The organism is Paenibacillus rhizoplanae, assembly GCF_042684125.1.
GTDB classification, from domain to species: domain Bacteria; phylum Bacillota; class Bacilli; order Paenibacillales; family Paenibacillaceae; genus Paenibacillus_AQ; species Paenibacillus_AQ rhizoplanae.
Window position 1 is genome coordinate 384,868 of record NZ_JBHUKY010000021.1, and the last position, 16,429, is coordinate 401,296.

A 16,429-nucleotide genomic window follows, 5' to 3' on the forward strand; every position below is an offset into this window, starting at 1 on the left:
GAATGTTTATCATAAGATACATGAGAGAATGTCATGCTAAGTGAGGGGGCTGGACATGAGTCTGATTAAGTATGAAGTGTTTCTAAAAGTGGTGGAGCTGGGCAGTCTGACCAAGGCAGCGGAGATGCTGGGCTTCACCCAATCCGGCATCAGCCACACGCTGAGCAGTCTGGAGCAGGAATTCGGCTTCCCGCTGCTCGTACGTAGCCGTTCGGGTGTGAAGCTGACGGTGAACGGGGAGCAGGTGCTTCAGCCGATCCGGGAGATTCTGAATTGGAATGAGCAGCTTAAGCAGCAGGTAGCGGATATTCATGGTCTGGAGACGGGGACGATCACAATCGGCACCTTCACCAGTGTCTCTGTCCATTGGCTGCCGGACATCATCAAGCAGTTCCGTGAGGAATATCCGTACATTGAGTTCAAACTGATGGAGGGTGGTTATCTGGAGATTGAGCAGTGGATCGAGGCTGGGGTGGTTGATTGCGGCTTCCTCTCATTGCCGACCCGCGAGAAATTCGAGGTGATCCCGCTGATGCAGGACCGGATGCTGGCGATTCTCCCGCTCGGCCATCCGCTGAGTAAGGCGCCTCACATGCCGCTGGCTCAGATCGCCTACGAGGACTTCATCATTCCGAAGCCCGGTTCGGACTATGATGTGCAGCGGGTGCTGGAGAAGGCCGGAATTAAGCCGAACATCAAATTCTCGGCCGGGGACGATTACGCCATTATTGCCATGGTGGAAAAAGGTCTGGGCATCAGCATCCTCCCGGAGCTGGTCACCCGGTTCCAGTATGAGCGTGTAGCCATGCTTGAGCTGGAGGAGCAGAGCTTCCGTTCTCTGGGCATTGCGGTCAGCTCAATGAAATATGCTTCTCCTGCAACAAGGCGTTTCCTGCAGCATGTGCAGAACTGGTTGCCCGGCCAGGGAGCCGTTTAAGTTGGTGGAAAAGTAGAACAAAATCACCCTACGGGTGAATAAGATGACCTTAGCGCGAACATAATGTATGCTGTTTTTCACATACGTTTGGACCATACGTCTGCTTGCGAACACAATGTATACTGTTTTCCACATATATTTGGTCCATATGTCTGCATGGGAGCACAATGTATGCTGTTTTTCACATACATTCAGGCCGTGTGCCTGCTTGCGAACACAATGTATGTTGTTTTTCACATACATTCAGCCTTCAGTCACATTCAGCATCAAAGCCACTATTCGAATCTTTCCATGAACTCTTATTCACAAATGTACGCCACCTTTCCCACAGCAGGAAGAAACTATAATTTCCTATACAACAAAAAAGGCATGTTTTCAATTTTGAAAACATGCCTTTTTGCCAATGTGCATCCGTGCCTCACCCGCTTAATTTACGCCCCTCATTGTCGAGAAACAACAACTCGTAGTATTTTTTTGGCCGCCCCTTACTGTTGTTCCTTTTTTCAAATACCGCTTGTACTTGTTTACTTTCTTCGATTTTGTTAAGGATGCGGTTTGCACCTTTGACGGTCATAGACAGGCACTCCGCAACATCCTCAGAGGATAGCTTATTGGTTCGCATGATTTCTGCGTAGGACATGATTTTTTGCAAATTGATGTTGTTGATTCCGATGGTTTTGGCTAACGCAAGGATTTCCGGGTCCCCCTGTTCGGAGAAATGGATGATATTCATGCTCCGCATGGGGCCGGCAACCTTCTGATTCTCGTCTATAAAAAAGCTGCTGCTGCCCGTATAGGCTTCTGCCTGTCTGTGAGCCTTGGTGGCGTTGACGTTCGCTTGAAAATATTCATGCCCCGAGCCCCAGCCGATCTTTACCTTGCCCTGTATGCGCTCCTCCAGATACTCCAGCAGGGAACAGTTATGAGCGTTAGAGGTGATTCTCATGAAATTGCCGAAGGTGGTGTACAGTCTGACATAGCCTTCTGAGATTTGGGCCGTGTCAGCCAGATTCACGCTATGCAGAAACCTGCCAACCAGGGCTTTCAGCTCTTGAAGCTGCTCCTCAGATGGTGGCTGCTCATTGTGGACCGATAAGTATGCGACAACGGCCCGCTGGTTCTTAAGCTTACGGATGGTAATCTCGTTGATGATCTCGCTGATGGTCTCTTTAACGCTCTCCAAAGTGGGCCGGATTAAGATATATTTGACGCCGTGCTTCTGGAGTTCCGGAACAAAGTGGCCGAACGCCGTGATGGACAGATCTATTTTCTTGTCTTCCCACAGACTGATATGGTTCTCCAGCATGGTCTCCACCCGTTCGGACAGATCTCCGCAGTCAACGGGCTTTCCCTCATGAGTCAGGTATTGCTGGAATTCGCTGAAAGATTCGATGATATATGCATAATCCACATAGATCCGGGAGATATCAAGTCCAGGTTCTGTAACCAGCAGCCGGAAAAGCTCCCTGTACAGCAGGTTCTCATCATCCTGCAAAATGTGAACAGGGACTTTATCATCCAGGTATTCCTTATCGATGGACTCGTAGAGCATCCTGCCGCTGATCACAAATCCATCCACCGAATCTAAGTTTTTGAGATAGATGTCCGTTGTTTCCCGGAAATTGCTGATGGTAAGGAAGCGGAACTGGCATAAGGGACGCAGTTCTTCTTCAATGGCGCGGAAATAGTCCATATGCGTCTCAGGCGTGATAATACCCAGCTTGATTTTCATGGTAGATTCCTTTCATAAAACAGTTCAATCAAAAGAGTTATATCACAATAAATGTGATATTACAATGTTCCGGCAGCCTCTGAAATAATGTTCTTAAAAAGTCTTAATATCTCTTGACAGCGAATGAAAATGCCAGTACGATAAAATTGTTCTTAAAAAGTCTTAAATTAAGAAGGGGGTAATGGTCACTCTAATCTAACGTTCATTTAATTTATGTTTTGGGAGATGTTCATTTGTGATTGAAAAAGCTGGAGACTTAATGAGTATGGCTCATCAGCTGCAGGACAAATTGGTCATGTACAGGCATCATCTTCATGCGATTCCGGAGCTTGATTTAAGTTTGCCCAGGACAACTGCTTACGTAAAAGAGGTGTTGGAGTCGATGGGGCTTAAGCCCGCTCCCGTAGGGGAATCAGGGCTAACGGTTACCATTGGCGGACAGCATGACGGGAAGGTGGTTCTGCTCCGTGCGGATATGGACGGGCTGCCCATTCAGGAAGAAACGGAGTTGTCTTACGCATCGTTGAGCGGAAACATGCATGCTTGCGGTCATGACATGCATACTTCCATGCTGCTGGGAGCTGCGGAGATTCTGAAGGCTAACGAAGGGCAGCTTCGCGGGACGGTTAAGCTTATGTTTCAGCCGGGTGAAGAGACGCTGCACGGGGCAAAAATGATGCTTGAGAGCGGGATTCTCGACAATCCTAAAGTGGATGCAGCCACGATGCTTCACGTGTTGACCGGAATGCCACTTCCTCTCGGACAATTTGTAGTGCCTGAGGAAGGTGGAGCGATTTCTGCTTCTTCGGATTGGTTCGAAATCATCATCCGCGGAAGGGGGTCACATGGCGCAATGCCCGAGGCCGCAGTGGACCCTTTGAATGTGGCAGCTCATCTTCATCTGGCGCTGCAGGGTATTCTTAGCCGGGAAATTTCGCCGACTGATAATGCAGTCCTTACCATCGGCGTGATGGAAGGCGGAACCACGAACAACGTGATTCCCGATACGGCCAGAATGAAAGGCAGTGTACGCACATTTAACACCGCATTGCGGGATAAAGTGGAGACCCGTATCCGCGAAATTACCGCAGGGATCGGAGAAACTTTTCAGGCAAAGCTGGAAGTGATCTATACAAGAGGCTGTCCTGAAGTGAAAACGGATGGCGGGCTTAATGAGCAAATGAGGGTTTCGATTGCAAATACCTTTGGTGATGGCTCCTATATTGGTATAACTGAGCTGGTACCCGGTGGTAAATTAATGGGCTCGGAAGATTTCGCCTTTGTCTCACAGGCGGTGCCAAGTACCACAGTGTTTCTTAACGCAGGCAATATCGAAGATGGTTATCGTTACCCTGTACACCATCCTAAGACGATGTTCTCGGATGAGGTGCTTTATAGAGGGGCTGCGGCTTACGCAGCTTTTGCCAGAGACTGGCTTGAAAGTAACAGTTAAGCTCTAAACCAAACTTAGGAGGAATTACAATGACAGAGAGACGTATGATTGGACCCACCAAATTTGAAGAGTACTCGGAGAAATACAAGGAATTCCTGTTAATGACCCGCCGTGACGGAATCCTTGAAGTGCGTCTTCACACGGGCGGAGGATCGTACACGCACAATTGGGAAGCTCATACCGCCTGGTCTCATGCCTGGTCAGATATTGGCCGTGACCCTGAGAACGAAGTCATGATTATAACGGGAACCGGGGATAAATGGTTGATTGGCGACCCTGAGGTCTGGAATACGAAATTCATGGACTGGCCGAAGCAAAAGAAGCTCGAACAGTATCATGAATCGCTGAGACTGCTTGAGAATCTGATCTTCTGCATTGACATCCCGACAATCGGGGCAGTCAACGGCCCGGGAACGCACTGTGAACTCGCTACGCTCTGCGATATTACCATTTGTACGGAAGACGCGGACTTTTTCGATCCGCATTATCTGGGAGGCACGCCTCCAGGAGATGGAATGCTGCTCACACTGCAGAGCATGATCGGTTTCAAAAAAGCAGCCTACTACGCATACACCGGCAAGAATATCAACGGTCAGACCGCGTTAGATCTGGGTATCGTCAGTGAAGTGCTGCCCCGTGAGCAGCTTCTTCCACGCGCTTGGGAGCTCGCGGAGATGATCATGCAGGCACCGCGTTCAACGAGACATCTGTCTCACTCCATTATCTCCCGGCCATGGAAGCAGGCTCTGGTCGCTGATCAGGGATTCCAGCTTGCCCACCAGATGTACGACATGGCCATTGATGAAGAAGGAGCGCTGGAGCGGCTGAAGAAAATGCAGGGACGCCTGATGGGCAACGATGTTCAATAGAAAGATGACGGGACCTACTCGGCTCGAAGAATACTCGGAGAAGTACAAGGACTTATTCCTCATGACCCGCCGCGGCGGCATCCTCGAAGTGCGTATGCACACTGACGGGGGACCTTTACAATTCGACTGGCCGGTCCAAGCCGCTTATGGTCACGTATGGTCAGATATTGGCCGTGATCCTGAGAATGAGGTCATGATTCTTACAGGGACAGGAGAGTTATGGCAGACCGGCAATCCTGAAGTCTGGAATACGAAATTCATGGATTGGCCGAACCGCCGGAAGCTGGAAATGTACCATGAATCACTTAGAATGATTGAAAATATGGTTCAGTGCATCGACATCCCCACGATTGGGGCGGTTAATGGCACTGGCGCACACTGGCAGCTGGGAACGCTTTGTGATATTACGATCTGTGCGGAAGACACGGCGTTCTTCGATGCCCATTATCTGGGCGGTGTTCCGCCCGGAGATGGAATCGTCCTGGCACTTCAAAGGATACTGGGAACCAAGAAAGCGGCATACTATGCATACACGGGGATGAATATTACTGCCCAAGAGGCACTAGACCTTGGTCTGGTCAGTGAGGTATTGCCTCGTGAACAGCTTATTCCACGGGCATGGGAGCTGGCAGAGCTGATCATGCAGGCGCCCCGCTCGGTGAGGCATCTTACGCATTCGATTGTGGCGCACCCGTGGAAACAAGCTTTGGCAGAGAATCAAGGTCTTCAGCTTACTCACCAATTGGTTGACATGGCGATTGATGAAGAGGGGATTCATGAGCGGCTGATGAAGCTCAAGGAACGTTTTCAGAGGAATGACAACTGAGAAGGGATAAGGGTGCTATGAGATCGTTGACTGAGCTATTTAAGATTGGCAGCGGACCGTCCAGCTCCCATACCATGGGACCGGAGAAAGCGGCCGGAATCTTCAAAGCAGAAAATGAAGACGCAGACCAGTTCAAGGCGTTGATCTATGGTTCCCTTGCCAAAACAGGTAAAGGCCATATGACGGACAAGGCTATTATTCGGGCACTCTATCCCGTCCGGACGGAGGTTCAATTTGTTCCGCAGCCTGACTTTGATTTGCCTCATCCCAATACAATGGACTTGTTCGCTTACAAAGACGGTCAGCAAACAGCCTCCATGCGTGTTGCCAGTATCGGTGGCGGGGAGATCGTGATTGATGGGCGGGAGGAGACGCGGGGACCTGATGTCTACCCGGAGAAAAGCTTTGCCGAGATCAGTGCCTATTGTAAAGCGAATCATATCCGCTTAAGCGATTACGTCGAGCAGCATGAAGGCCTGCAGATCTGGGAGTTCCTCCAAGGCATCTGGGAAGCGATGAAGCGGTCGATCGACGAAGGACTGTCTGTCACAGGTATTCTGGAGGGCGGCCTGAATGTCGAGCGCAAGGCGAAATATCTGTATCATCAGGGGACTGTGGATGAGAGCCCGGAGACGCGGGAGAACCGGATCGTCAGCGCGTACGCTTTTGCCGTCAATGAACAGAATGCGGCTGCCGGTACAGTCGTAACGGCTCCAACCTGCGGGGCCTGCGGTGTTGTACCCGCCTCGCTCCGTTATATGCAGGAGAAGCTGCAGGTCCCGGACGAACGAATTCTCCGGGCGCTGGCCGTCGGCGGGCTCATTGGCAATCTGGTCAAGCATAACGCCTCGATCAGCGGCGCTCAGTGCGGCTGCCAGGCGGAGGTGGGCACGGCTTGCTCTATGGCAGCGGCAGCGCTGGCTGAGCTGTCCGGGATGGAGATCGGCCAGATTGAGTATGCGGCGGAGGTTGCCATGGAGCATCACTTAGGGTTAACCTGTGATCCGATTAACGGATTGGTTCAGATTCCTTGCATCGAGCGGAATGCGGTCGGTGCGATGCGGGCGATCAATGCGCTGAGTCTGGCTAAGTTCTTGTCAGGTACCCGTAAAATATCCTTTGATCTGGTTGTACAGACCATGTACGAAACTGGCCTGGATATGAACAGCAGGTACCGTGAAACTTCAGAGGGCGGGCTCGCTAAGTTCTACAACATGGGCAGTTAACTGATAATGATATCGCTATATACGAGGAACGTCCTTGCTGCCGGTTGGCAGAAGGGGCGTTCTTTCGTTTTGCGGGAGGATCTGTAGGACGGAGCCTGCTGTAAGAAAAGAAGTGATTTGACGGAGGGCGGCCGGGATGAGAAAATGTATGCGTGTACATCGAGTAGTCTATTCAGTGAGGAGGCACCAAATGAAACAGCTACGCATTGGAATGATAGGTTATAAATTCATGGGCAAGGCCCACAGCAATGCTTACCGCAGCCTGCCGATGTTCTTCCCCAAGGCAGTTAAGCCGCAAATGTCCGTCATCTGCGGACGCAATGAGCAAGCGGTTACAGAGGCGGCCGCACAGCTTGGCTGGTCGGAGAGTGTAACCGACTGGAAAGAGCTGATCGGGCGTGACGATATTGATCTGGTTGATATCAACGCGCCGAGCAATGCCCATAAAGAGATCGCCCTTGCAGCCGCAGCGGCAGGCAAGCATATTTTTTGTGAGAAGCCGCTGGCCCTGAATCTGGAGGATTCCCGCGAAATGCTGGAGGCTGCCGAAGAAGCGGGGATCGCTCATATGATCGGCTTCAACTACCGGTTCTCCCCGGCTGTCAGACTGGCCAAACGGCTGATTGAGAGCGGCCGGCTGGGTACAATCTATCATTTCCGTGCCTGGTTCCTGCAGGACTGGATTCTCGACCCGGAATTCCCGCTGGTCTGGCGGCTTCAGAAGGAGATTGCCGGCTCGGGATCGCATGGTGATCTGGGGGCGCATCTGATCGATCTGGCTCATTTCCTGGTCGGAGATGTGCAGGAGGTGATCGGCATGAGCGAGACCTTCGTCAAGGAACGGCCGCTGGCAACGGAGATGACAGGGCTAAGTGCCAAGGCAGGCAAGGATGCCCCGCGCGGTCCGGTAACCGTAGATGATGCCACGTTGTTCCTGGCCCGTTTTGCAAACGGTGCCCTGGGCAGCTTTGAGGCTACACGTTTTGCTGCCGGACACCGGTCTACTAATTCTTTTGAGATTAACGGCAGTCTGGGCAGTGTGAAATTTGACTTCGAGCGGATGAATGAGCTGGAGGTCTATCTGACCTCGGATGACGAGGATGTGCAGGGCTTCCGCCGGGTGCTTGCGACCGATCCGTCCCATGACTATGCGGAGGCCTGGTGGCCGCCGGGTCATACCATCGGGTTCGAGCATACGTTCATTCATGAGATGCTGGAGCTGTCGAATGCCATTGAGGAGGGACGTCAGCCGGAGCCGAACTTCAAGGACGGCGTGAAATGTCAGGCGGTACTTGAAGCTGTAGAACGTTCGATTGAGCAGCGGCGCTGGGTTCCGATATCTGAAATGTAAAGCAAGACAGGGAAACACCGCCGGCTGCTATGTGGCTGGCGGTGTTTTTTTGAATGTCAGGGGCGAGGGGGCGTTAGCCGGATGTGTGTGAAAAACCGATCACAATTGGACCGGGAGCGGTATGCGGGCCAAATGTAGTCGGAAAACCGACCACAATTGGACTGTGAGTGGCGTGCGGGCCAAATGTAGTCGGAAAACCGACCACAATTGGACGTGAGTGGCGTGCGGGCCAAATGTAGTCGGAAAACCGACCATAATTGGACTGTGCGCGCCACGTAAGCCTGATGGTCGGCCGGAGCACACACTTGGATTTACTCCTGTTTTCGTGCCTGGGAAGGGGTTAGACCCTTGTACTGCTTGTACAGCTTGGTAAAGTAATTCGGATTGTCGCAGCCGACACGGCCTGAGATCTCGGTAATTGTCAGGTCAGTCTCCAGCAGCAGCCGCTGCGCCTCATCCATTCTGCAGAAATTCACATAATCGATGAACGTCCGCCCGGTGAGCTTCTTGAAGGTTTTGCAGAAATGAAAAGGGTTCAGATTCACGAATTTGGCAGCAGCCTCAATCGACATCTTCTGATCGGCGTGGTTCTCCAGGTGTTCCAGCAGCGGCTTGAAGCGCTCCCGGTGGATGGAATGGCGTTCGCTGTGCTCCCGCTCGCTGCGCTGCCGGGCCGGGAAGGCCCGGGACATCAGGGTGAAGAACAGGTGCAGCTGATTCTTGACCACGAGTTGAAAAGCCGGCTGTTTCGCCTCCACTTCGGCAATCACCCGCTCCAGTAAATGATAATAAGCGGCGCATTCAGGCTGCTGGGCGGCGGGCATCACAGGGAACTGATTCAGATTATTGAGGTATGGAGCTACGAATTGCTCATGCTGGGAATCCTGGTTCCGGTCCTTGAACAGCGTGGCATGGAAGACAATCGAGACATACGACAGATCACCGCTGCACTGGCTATAGCCGACATGAAGCCCGCCGGATGGCACCATAAGGACATCTCCCGGACCGGCCTCATAAGGCTTACTGTCCACATGGAAAATAGCCTGACCTTCGCGCATAATGATGATCTCGAAATGCTCATGCCAGTGCAGAAACAGGATGTTCTGTTCAGGCGCTACCTCCCGGCAGGTGTTGAAGAACAGACGGAACGGATACGTTTTCTCTTCCAGCCTGGGATATTCCTTAAGTTCCTTCGGATAGGTCATGCTTGGTTCAACTCCCGCAAGATTCAGCTAGTTTAGCACAAGATAAGTAGAGATTTTGCCCAAAATGAGCGATATACTAGGAATGTTGCATTAACTATAAACCAATATTGGAGTGGCATACAAGATGCAGGATACATTAAGAATCGGAACACTGGTTGGAGGTGGGGATGCGCTCAGAGTCATTCCTCAGATTATAGGGCATGGATTCGAATCCTTCAGCTTAACCTTCTGGCAGACTACGGGAACTACCGATCTGGCGGAAACAGCGGCACGGTTGCGTGAACTGGCTGCGGAGCATGATTTCACGATTTCTTCAGTCGGCATATTTGGGAATCCGCTTACAGGGACAGGCGACAATTCAGATACGCTTGCCAGCTGGGAACGGCTGATCGATCATGCCCATTTGTTCGGGACGGACCTGGTCTCCGGCTTCACCGGACGTCTGCCCGGCGTATCTATAGATGAGTCGATTCCGAAGTTCGCTGAGGTGTTCGGTGAGTTGTCGAAGCGGGCGGCGGAGCGCGGGGTCAAGATCGCTTTTGAGAATTGCTCGATGGACGGGAACTGGCGGGCAGGGGACTGGAATATTGCGCATAACCCTACAGCCTGGGAGAAAATGTTCAACGCGGTCAATGCCGATAATCTCGGCCTGGAATGGGAGCCTTGTCACCAGATGGTGCAGCTGATTGACCCGATTCCGCAGCTGCGCAAATGGACGGATAAGATCTTCCATGTCCACGGCAAGGACGCAACCATCGCCTGGGATATTATTAAGGAATACGGAATCCACGGGCCTAAGCCTTATGTGTGGCACCGGACGCCGGGCTTCGGGGATACGAACTGGACAGATGTGATCTCGATTCTTCGTCAGGCCGGGTATAAGGGAACGATCGATATCGAAGGCTGGCATGATCCTGTCTACCGTGACGATCTGGAGATGACCGGTCAGGTTCATGCACTGAATTATCTCAAAACCTGCCGGGGCGGCAGCTTCATCCCGAACCCGGTGTAACTGGAGGAAAGAGTGATGACAGCAGGACATCGTGTGGTTGTGGCGGGTTGCGGGGCTATGGCTAATGAGTGGATCACCTATGCACTGAAGCATGTTGATGGAATAGAGATTGTAGCGCTCGTGGATATCCGGCCGGAGTCCGCTCAGGCCATGGCAGAAAGGCACGGGCTTACTTGCCCGGTATTTACTGAATTGGAGCAGGCGATTGCGGATACAGCAGCTAATCTGGTATTCGATGTGACGGTGCCGTCCAGCCATTACAGTATTGCTAGTACGGCGCTTGAGGCAGGTTGCCATGTGTTCGCGGAAAAGCCGCTGGCGGAGACGATGGAGCAGTGCAACTCAATCGTCAGCATCGCTGAACGTACCGGCAGGAGCCACGCGGTGATGCAGAACCGCCGGTATGATCCGCGCATCCGCTCATTGCGGGAGCTGATAACTTCAGGGGGTATAGGGCGGACAGGCTCTATCAGCGCGAATTTCTTTCTGGCTCCGCATTTCGGCGGCTTCCGGGATGCGATGGACAGCCCGCTGCTGCTGGATATGGCGATTCATACCTTCGATCAGGCCCGCTATATAAGTGGTGCTGATCCGGTAAGCGTGTATTGCCAGGAGTTCAATCCGCCGGGATCGTGGTATGCAGGGAATGCGGCGGCTGTCTGTATTTTTGAAATGTCGGACGGCTCCGTGTTCTGTTATCAAGGCTCCTGGTGTGCGGAAGGCGCGCCTACGTCCTGGGAAGCTTCATGGCGGGTTCAAGGTGAAAAGGGCGCTGCTATCTGGGATGGCCGGGATCTGCCTTATGCCGAGGTGATTAGTGCCGGGAGTGAACACTCCGGCCAGTTCCTCCATGAATTCGAGCAGGTCGAAGCGCCGGAGGTACAGATGGAGGAGACCTTCCATCAGGGCTGTCTCGATGAAATGTTCCGTTCGCTGGCAGAAGGCCGTCCGGCCGAGACGGATTGCCGCGATAACCGCTACAGCATGGCCATGGTGCTGGGCGCTCTGGAGAGTGCGCGGACAGGCCGCAAGCTGAGTATTGGAGAATTCATAGAGGGCGCTAAGCTGACGGGGAGTAAGGAGTAGGAGATTTTAGAGTAAGGGTTAAGGATCAAGTAAGGGATTACGGTAAAGGATCTACAGGGATATTATTAGGGCAGCCGCGAGGCTGCTTTTTTTCTCGTTGGCGTGTCAACGAGAAAAACCAAACACAATTGGACTTGGACGCGCCGCGTAGGCCAAATGTAATCGGAAAACCGAACACAATTGGACTAAGCGCGCCGCGAAATTAAGACGCGTTTTTCCACTTGTTGGGTGAAGTTTCAAACTGTCTTGAAGTCACATAATTCCATATTCTCCTCACATCACTGTATTCCAGATCTGTGCAATGAAGATTAGAATAAATACCAGATAGTGGATGTAAATTACAAGGAGTGATTCCGATGGATGAGCAGTTAAAAGTGGTGATTGGGAGCGGCGGAAGTCGGCATAATCAGGGGTGGCTGCATACGGAGGAGAGGGAGCTTAATCTTTTGCAGGATGAACAGTGGGCCAACAGGTTCAAGAAAAGCTCTATAAAAGCTATCCTTACGGAGCATGTCTGGGAGCATCTGACGTATGAAGAGGGGGTGCAGGCGGCAAGAATCTGCTATCCTTATCTGGCATCTGGCGGGTATATCCGCTGTGCTGTGCCGGACGGGTATTTTCCGGATGAAGCTTATCAGAAAATTGTACAGGTCGGGGGACCGGGTCCCCTGGATCATCCCGCGGCGTCTCACCGCATCGTACATACTTACAATACCCTGCGAGGCATGTTCACGGCTGGCGGCTTCGAGGTCAAACTGCTGGAATATTGCGATGAATCCGGGCAGTTCCATTATAACCACTGGGATGAGAGCGGAGGTTTTATCTACCGTTCCAAGCGCTTTGACCACCGCAATACAGAGGGAAGGTTAGGTTTTGTCTCGCTAATAGTAGATGCCGTTAAGAGATGACACACAGCATCCGCTCCTAACAAAAAAGGCTGATCCCCGCAGCACTACTCGCTACGCTAAGATCAGCCTGTCCTTCATTCAACCCGCCCGCGCTAGAAGCCCCGGTATTGCGGTTCTTCCTTTTCCAGCTCAGTTACGCGTCCTTCTACTTGCTGGACAACCTGCTGGGTCTGCTCGGCCGCTTGGGTGAACAGGGTCTTGGCTTCTTCATTCTGCGTTTCCATGGCGAATTGCTCCAGGCTGGCCTGGGCGCTTTTCAGCGAAGCTACGCAGGTCTTGACTTGTGAGGCGACTGTCATCGGTATACCCTCCTCCATATCATCGAAATGGATCATAATCCACGAATTCTAGTATCTGCATTCCCGCAGCACATATTCTGGAAAATCACTCCAGCCCCACGAGAGCATGATCAACCGGCAAGAAATCTTTTGGTTAAATCACCCCTGGTTTGACAAATACTGAAGCTGAATGTCTGACTGCACAGAGCATGAAATATCACAATACAGGGGGTTATTCGAATGCCTGAAGTGCTGGAGATTGTTGTGCGGACCTTGTTCGCTGTGGTTGTTTTGTTTTTTCTTACTAAAATTCTGGGGAAGCGGCAGGCTTCTCAGCTGTCGTTTTTTGAGTACATCACCGGAATCACAATAGGTAGTATTGCGGCCTATATCTCACTGGATACGGACAAAACCTGGCATCTTGGCTTAATTGCTCTAGGCGTCTGGGTCGGCTGCTCCCTGCTGATTGAATTTCTGCAGATCAAGAGCAAGAAAGCCCGGGATTTCATAGACTTCAAAGCGACCGTGCTCATCAAGGACGGCAAAATTTTGGAGGAGAATATGAAAAAAGAGCGTGTCAGTACGGACGAGCTGCTGGAGGAGCTGCGCAAGAAAGACGTCTTCAAATTAGCCGATGTCGAGTTTGCCATTATGGAGTCGGATGGGGCCATTAATGTACTACAGAAACGGGAGAATATGCCCCTGACCCCCAAGGATCTGGGGATAAAGGTCGCGCCGGAGAAGGAGACACTCGCTGTGATCATGGACGGTGAGATCATGGACGAGCCTCTGGATACGCTGAATCTCTCCCGGAAATGGCTGCAGACCGAGCTGGAAAAGCTGAATCTGACCGTGAAGGAGGTCTTCCTCGGGCAGGTAGACTCTTATGGTGAGCTTACTGTGGATCTTTATGCCGACAATGTGAAGGTACCTCAGCCGCAGGATAAGCCTCAGCTGTATGCGCTGCTGAAGAAATGCGAAGCCGATCTGGAGCTGTTCGGTCTGTCCACCAAGAACAAAGCGGCGAAGCAGATGTACGGAAATTGTTCAGAGCAATTGCAGGAGCTGCTGCAGAAGCTGAAGCCTTTTATCCAGAACTAACAGCAGTTGCCCGTGTGGACAACAGGTGGGATTTTCCATTCGGGCGCTGTAGAGGTATACTATAATCGATTTCATAGGATCTACTTCAAGTATAGGGAGGATGCTATCGATTATGGATTATGTGAAGCTGGGGACGACCGGACTGGAAGTATCACGGATCTGCTTAGGGTGTATGAGCTATGGGGTGCCGGAGCGCGGAACCCATCCCTGGTCGCTGAATGAGCAGGAGAGCCGGCCGTTTATCCGTAAGGCGCTGGAGCTGGGCATTAATTTCTTCGACACAGCAAATATCTATTCGGATGGGACCAGTGAAGAGATTGTCGGACGGGCCCTCAAGGAGTTCGCCTCCCGTGACGAGATCGTGCTGGCCACCAAGGTGCATGGACGCATGCGTCCCGGCCCCAATGGCGGAGGACTGTCGCGCAAAGCCATCCTGAGCGAAATCGATCATAGCCTGAAGCGGCTGGGCACAGATTATGTGGACCTGTATCAGATTCACCGCTGGGACCCGTCCACGCCGGTTGAGGAGACGATGGAAGCCCTGCATGATGTGGTCAAAGCGGGCAAAGCCCGCTATATCGGCGCTTCCTCCATGCCTGCATGGCAATTCCTTAAGGCGCTGCATACCGCTGAGCGCCATGGCTGGACCCGGTTCGTATCGATGCAGAACTATGTGAATCTGCTGTACCGGGAGGAGGAGCGGGAGATGCTGCCGCTGTGCGAGGCGGAAGGGATTGGTGTGATTCCCTGGAGTCCGCTGGCCCGCGGCCGTCTGACCCGGGACTGGCAGGAGACGAGCGCCCGCTCGGAGAGTGATCAGTTCGGCAAGCTGCTGTATTCACAGACGGAGGAAGCAGACCGGCTGGTGGCCCTGCGGCTGAAGGAGATTGCGGAGCAGCGGGGGATTCCCCGCGCACAGGTGGCACTGGCTTGGGTTCTGCAGAAGAAGCCTGTCACGGCGCCGATTGTTGGAGCAACCCGGATGAGCCATCTGGAGGATGCCGCCGCAGCGGTATCGGTTACCCTCACCGATGAGGAAATCCGCCGGCTTGAGGAGCCTTACGTGCCTCATCCGGTGATGGGCTTTTAGCACAGGCATTCTATTATAATGTGATTTGAACAGGAGCCGGATTACGGCTCCTTATTTGTTCGTTCTATATAAGGCGCACTAAAGAAATGGACAAAAAAGCAAAAGAAGTGGAGGGGAAATTTGGAACTGTAGGAGCGATAGCGTCCGCCTTTGTGTTTGGATTTCTACCGCGAGGAGCGGTTCCAATGAGGAAATCCAAACACAACAGCGGCCGGAGGGCCAAATGTTCACCGCAGCGACGACCATGCTTCAAGTTATAATTTTAAGTACATCTTATAGCTTGGAATACTCACTATTATATAATGTAGACGCTTTCTGGTATGATTAGCTTATAAGTACATACCTTTTTTTGGAATAGGATGGTGTTATTATTCATGAATCTTCAAGAAGCAACCGCTCTAATTGAATCGATCCGAAGTAATCTGGCGCAAGTTATTGTCGGCAAAGAGTGCGGCGTGAATCTGCTGCTGACCGCCTTGCTGGCGAATGGTCATGTGCTGCTGGAGGATGTGCCCGGCACCGGAAAGACACTGCTCGCCAAAACACTGGCCCGTTCCCTGGACTGCACGTTCAAGCGGATTCAGTTCACGCCCGACCTGCTGCCGTCCGACTTAAGCGGCATCAACTACTATAATCAGAAGAGCGGCGAATTTCAATTCCGCCCAGGTCCGGTATTTGCCAGCATTCTGCTCGCGGATGAGATCAACCGGGCCACGCCCCGTACCCAGTCTAGCCTGCTGGAGTGTATGGAGGAGCGGCAGATTACGATTGACGGCGTGACGCATGAGCTGGAGCGGCCGTTCCTGGTCATTGCTACCCAGAATCCGGTGGACAGCCAGGGGACCTTTCCGCTGCCGGAAGCGCAGCTGGACCGGTTCCTGATGCGGATTACCAGCGGGTATCCGACTTTTGAGGAAGGGGTACATATCCTCCAGAGATTCCGCCAAAATAACCCCCTGGAGGATACCGCTGCGGTGGCTACGGCCCGGCAGATTCAGGACATTCAACGTCTGGCTGCGGAGGTTGCCGTCAGTGACGAGCTGCTCGCTTATATGATGCGCGTAGTCGAGGCCACCCGCACCTCCCCGGCGGTCCGGCTGGGAGCAAGCCCCCGGGCTGCATTTGCCCTGCTGCGCGCTTCGCAGGGATACGCACTGATCCAGGGCAGAAGCTACTGTATTCCAGATGATATCAAAGAAGTTGCTGTTGCCGTGCTGGCGCACCGGCTGATTCTTCAGCGCGGCCCCGGAGTCCGTGAAGGCCAGTCGGCAGAGGTAGTGCTTCAGGTGCTGCGTGAAATTGAAGTGCCTGCTGAGCCTGCGGTCCTGTCCAGAGGCGGAAGGGTGGAGTGATCC

The 16,429-nt window shown here is 52.6% G+C and carries 15 protein-coding genes; 12 read left to right on the plus strand and 3 right to left on the minus strand.

Annotated features, from left to right (window positions below):
* Positions 1-55: 55 nt before the first annotated feature.
* On the plus strand, positions 56-937 hold the full coding sequence (locus tag ACFSX3_RS12035) for a LysR family transcriptional regulator (RefSeq protein ID WP_209986188.1): 882 nt from the start codon (positions 56-58) through the stop codon (positions 935-937).
* A 418-nt stretch (positions 938-1,355) separates the two neighbouring features.
* Here the strand turns inward: ACFSX3_RS12035 and ACFSX3_RS12040 are convergent, their stop codons facing one another.
* On the minus strand, positions 1,356-2,669 hold the full coding sequence (locus ACFSX3_RS12040; RefSeq protein ID WP_209986191.1) for a transcriptional regulator: 1,314 nt from the start codon (positions 2,667-2,669) through the stop codon (positions 1,356-1,358).
* Between the two features lie 235 nt (positions 2,670-2,904).
* On the opposite strand from ACFSX3_RS12040, the gene ACFSX3_RS12045 reads away from it, so the two are divergent.
* From ACFSX3_RS12045 to ACFSX3_RS12065, 5 genes are all read left to right on the plus strand, one after another.
* A complete protein-coding gene (locus ACFSX3_RS12045) occupies positions 2,905-4,122 on the plus strand; it encodes a M20 metallopeptidase family protein (protein ID WP_209986194.1) in 1,218 nt (405 codons plus the stop codon).
* A gap of 29 nt (positions 4,123-4,151) precedes the next feature.
* A complete protein-coding gene (locus ACFSX3_RS12050; RefSeq protein WP_209986197.1) occupies positions 4,152-4,991 on the plus strand; it encodes an enoyl-CoA hydratase/isomerase family protein in 840 nt (279 codons plus the stop codon).
* Entirely contained in the window at positions 4,981-5,817 is an 837-nt protein-coding gene (locus ACFSX3_RS12055) for an enoyl-CoA hydratase/isomerase family protein (protein ID WP_209986200.1), read from the plus strand. Before ACFSX3_RS12050 ends, ACFSX3_RS12055 begins: the two co-directional genes overlap by 11 nt.
* A gap of 17 nt (positions 5,818-5,834) precedes the next feature.
* Positions 5,835-7,043 (plus strand): L-serine ammonia-lyase, iron-sulfur-dependent, subunit alpha, encoded by a 1,209-nt coding sequence (locus tag ACFSX3_RS12060; RefSeq protein ID WP_209986203.1) that lies wholly within the window; start codon positions 5,835-5,837, stop codon positions 7,041-7,043.
* A 190-nt stretch (positions 7,044-7,233) separates the two neighbouring features.
* Positions 7,234-8,394 (plus strand): Gfo/Idh/MocA family protein, encoded by a 1,161-nt coding sequence (locus ACFSX3_RS12065; protein ID WP_209986206.1) that lies wholly within the window; start codon positions 7,234-7,236, stop codon positions 8,392-8,394.
* 311 nt (positions 8,395-8,705) lie between these two features.
* On the opposite strand, the gene ACFSX3_RS12070 is transcribed toward ACFSX3_RS12065, so the two are convergent.
* A complete protein-coding gene (locus ACFSX3_RS12070) occupies positions 8,706-9,599 on the minus strand; it encodes a helix-turn-helix transcriptional regulator (RefSeq protein WP_209986209.1) in 894 nt (297 codons plus the stop codon).
* A 124-nt stretch (positions 9,600-9,723) separates the two neighbouring features.
* On the opposite strand from ACFSX3_RS12070, the gene ACFSX3_RS12075 reads away from it, so the two are divergent.
* The 3 genes from ACFSX3_RS12075 (at position 9,724) to ACFSX3_RS12085 (ending at position 12,605) form a co-directional block, all read left to right on the plus strand.
* The gene (locus tag ACFSX3_RS12075; RefSeq protein WP_209986214.1) at positions 9,724-10,611 is read left to right on the plus strand and encodes a sugar phosphate isomerase/epimerase family protein; all 888 of its coding nucleotides are present in this window, start codon (positions 9,724-9,726) and stop codon (positions 10,609-10,611) included.
* A 15-nt stretch (positions 10,612-10,626) separates the two neighbouring features.
* Positions 10,627-11,697, plus strand: a complete 1,071-nt coding sequence (locus tag ACFSX3_RS12080; RefSeq protein ID WP_209986217.1) for a Gfo/Idh/MocA family protein — start codon at positions 10,627-10,629, stop codon at positions 11,695-11,697.
* A 356-nt stretch (positions 11,698-12,053) separates the two neighbouring features.
* Positions 12,054-12,605, plus strand: coding sequence for a class I SAM-dependent methyltransferase (locus ACFSX3_RS12085; RefSeq protein ID WP_209986219.1), 552 nt, complete (start codon positions 12,054-12,056; stop codon positions 12,603-12,605).
* A gap of 92 nt (positions 12,606-12,697) precedes the next feature.
* Here ACFSX3_RS12085 and ACFSX3_RS12090 read toward each other — a convergent pair whose 3' ends face one another.
* Complete coding sequence (locus ACFSX3_RS12090) at positions 12,698-12,904, minus strand: DUF1657 domain-containing protein (protein WP_209986222.1); 207 nt, start codon at positions 12,902-12,904, stop codon at positions 12,698-12,700.
* Positions 12,905-13,123: 219 nt separating this feature from the next.
* On the opposite strand from ACFSX3_RS12090, the gene ACFSX3_RS12095 reads away from it, so the two are divergent.
* From ACFSX3_RS12095 to ACFSX3_RS12105, 3 genes are all read left to right on the plus strand, one after another.
* On the plus strand, positions 13,124-13,984 hold the full coding sequence (locus tag ACFSX3_RS12095) for a DUF421 domain-containing protein (protein WP_209986225.1): 861 nt from the start codon (positions 13,124-13,126) through the stop codon (positions 13,982-13,984).
* 112 nt (positions 13,985-14,096) lie between these two features.
* Positions 14,097-15,074, plus strand: coding sequence for an aldo/keto reductase (locus tag ACFSX3_RS12100; protein WP_209986228.1), 978 nt, complete (start codon positions 14,097-14,099; stop codon positions 15,072-15,074).
* A 374-nt stretch (positions 15,075-15,448) separates the two neighbouring features.
* Positions 15,449-16,426, plus strand: a complete 978-nt coding sequence (locus ACFSX3_RS12105) for an AAA family ATPase (RefSeq protein WP_209986231.1) — start codon at positions 15,449-15,451, stop codon at positions 16,424-16,426.
* Positions 16,427-16,429 lie beyond the last annotated feature (3 nt).

What these genes read in the sequence shown, in the direction of transcription:
- ACFSX3_RS12035 (WP_209986188.1), top strand. Translation starts at nt 56, where the DNA reads ATGAGTCTGATTAAGTATGAAGTGTTTCTAAAAGTGGTGGAGCTGGGC.
- ACFSX3_RS12040 (WP_209986191.1), bottom strand. Translation starts at nt 2,669, where the DNA reads ATGAAAATCAAGCTGGGTATTATCACGCCTGAGACGCATATGGACTAT.
- ACFSX3_RS12050 (WP_209986197.1), top strand. Translation starts at nt 4,152, where the DNA reads ATGACAGAGAGACGTATGATTGGACCCACCAAATTTGAAGAGTACTCG.
- ACFSX3_RS12055 (WP_209986200.1), top strand. Translation starts at nt 4,981, where the DNA reads ATGTTCAATAGAAAGATGACGGGACCTACTCGGCTCGAAGAATACTCG.
- ACFSX3_RS12060 (WP_209986203.1), top strand. Translation starts at nt 5,835, where the DNA reads ATGAGATCGTTGACTGAGCTATTTAAGATTGGCAGCGGACCGTCCAGC.
- ACFSX3_RS12065 (WP_209986206.1), top strand. Translation starts at nt 7,234, where the DNA reads ATGAAACAGCTACGCATTGGAATGATAGGTTATAAATTCATGGGCAAG.
- ACFSX3_RS12070 (WP_209986209.1), bottom strand. Translation starts at nt 9,599, where the DNA reads ATGACCTATCCGAAGGAACTTAAGGAATATCCCAGGCTGGAAGAGAAA.
- ACFSX3_RS12075 (WP_209986214.1), top strand. Translation starts at nt 9,724, where the DNA reads ATGCAGGATACATTAAGAATCGGAACACTGGTTGGAGGTGGGGATGCG.
- ACFSX3_RS12080 (WP_209986217.1), top strand. Translation starts at nt 10,627, where the DNA reads ATGACAGCAGGACATCGTGTGGTTGTGGCGGGTTGCGGGGCTATGGCT.
- ACFSX3_RS12085 (WP_209986219.1), top strand. Translation starts at nt 12,054, where the DNA reads ATGGATGAGCAGTTAAAAGTGGTGATTGGGAGCGGCGGAAGTCGGCAT.
- ACFSX3_RS12090 (WP_209986222.1), bottom strand. Translation starts at nt 12,904, where the DNA reads ATGACAGTCGCCTCACAAGTCAAGACCTGCGTAGCTTCGCTGAAAAGC.
- ACFSX3_RS12095 (WP_209986225.1), top strand. Translation starts at nt 13,124, where the DNA reads ATGCCTGAAGTGCTGGAGATTGTTGTGCGGACCTTGTTCGCTGTGGTT.
- ACFSX3_RS12100 (WP_209986228.1), top strand. Translation starts at nt 14,097, where the DNA reads ATGGATTATGTGAAGCTGGGGACGACCGGACTGGAAGTATCACGGATC.
- ACFSX3_RS12105 (WP_209986231.1), top strand. Translation starts at nt 15,449, where the DNA reads ATGAATCTTCAAGAAGCAACCGCTCTAATTGAATCGATCCGAAGTAAT.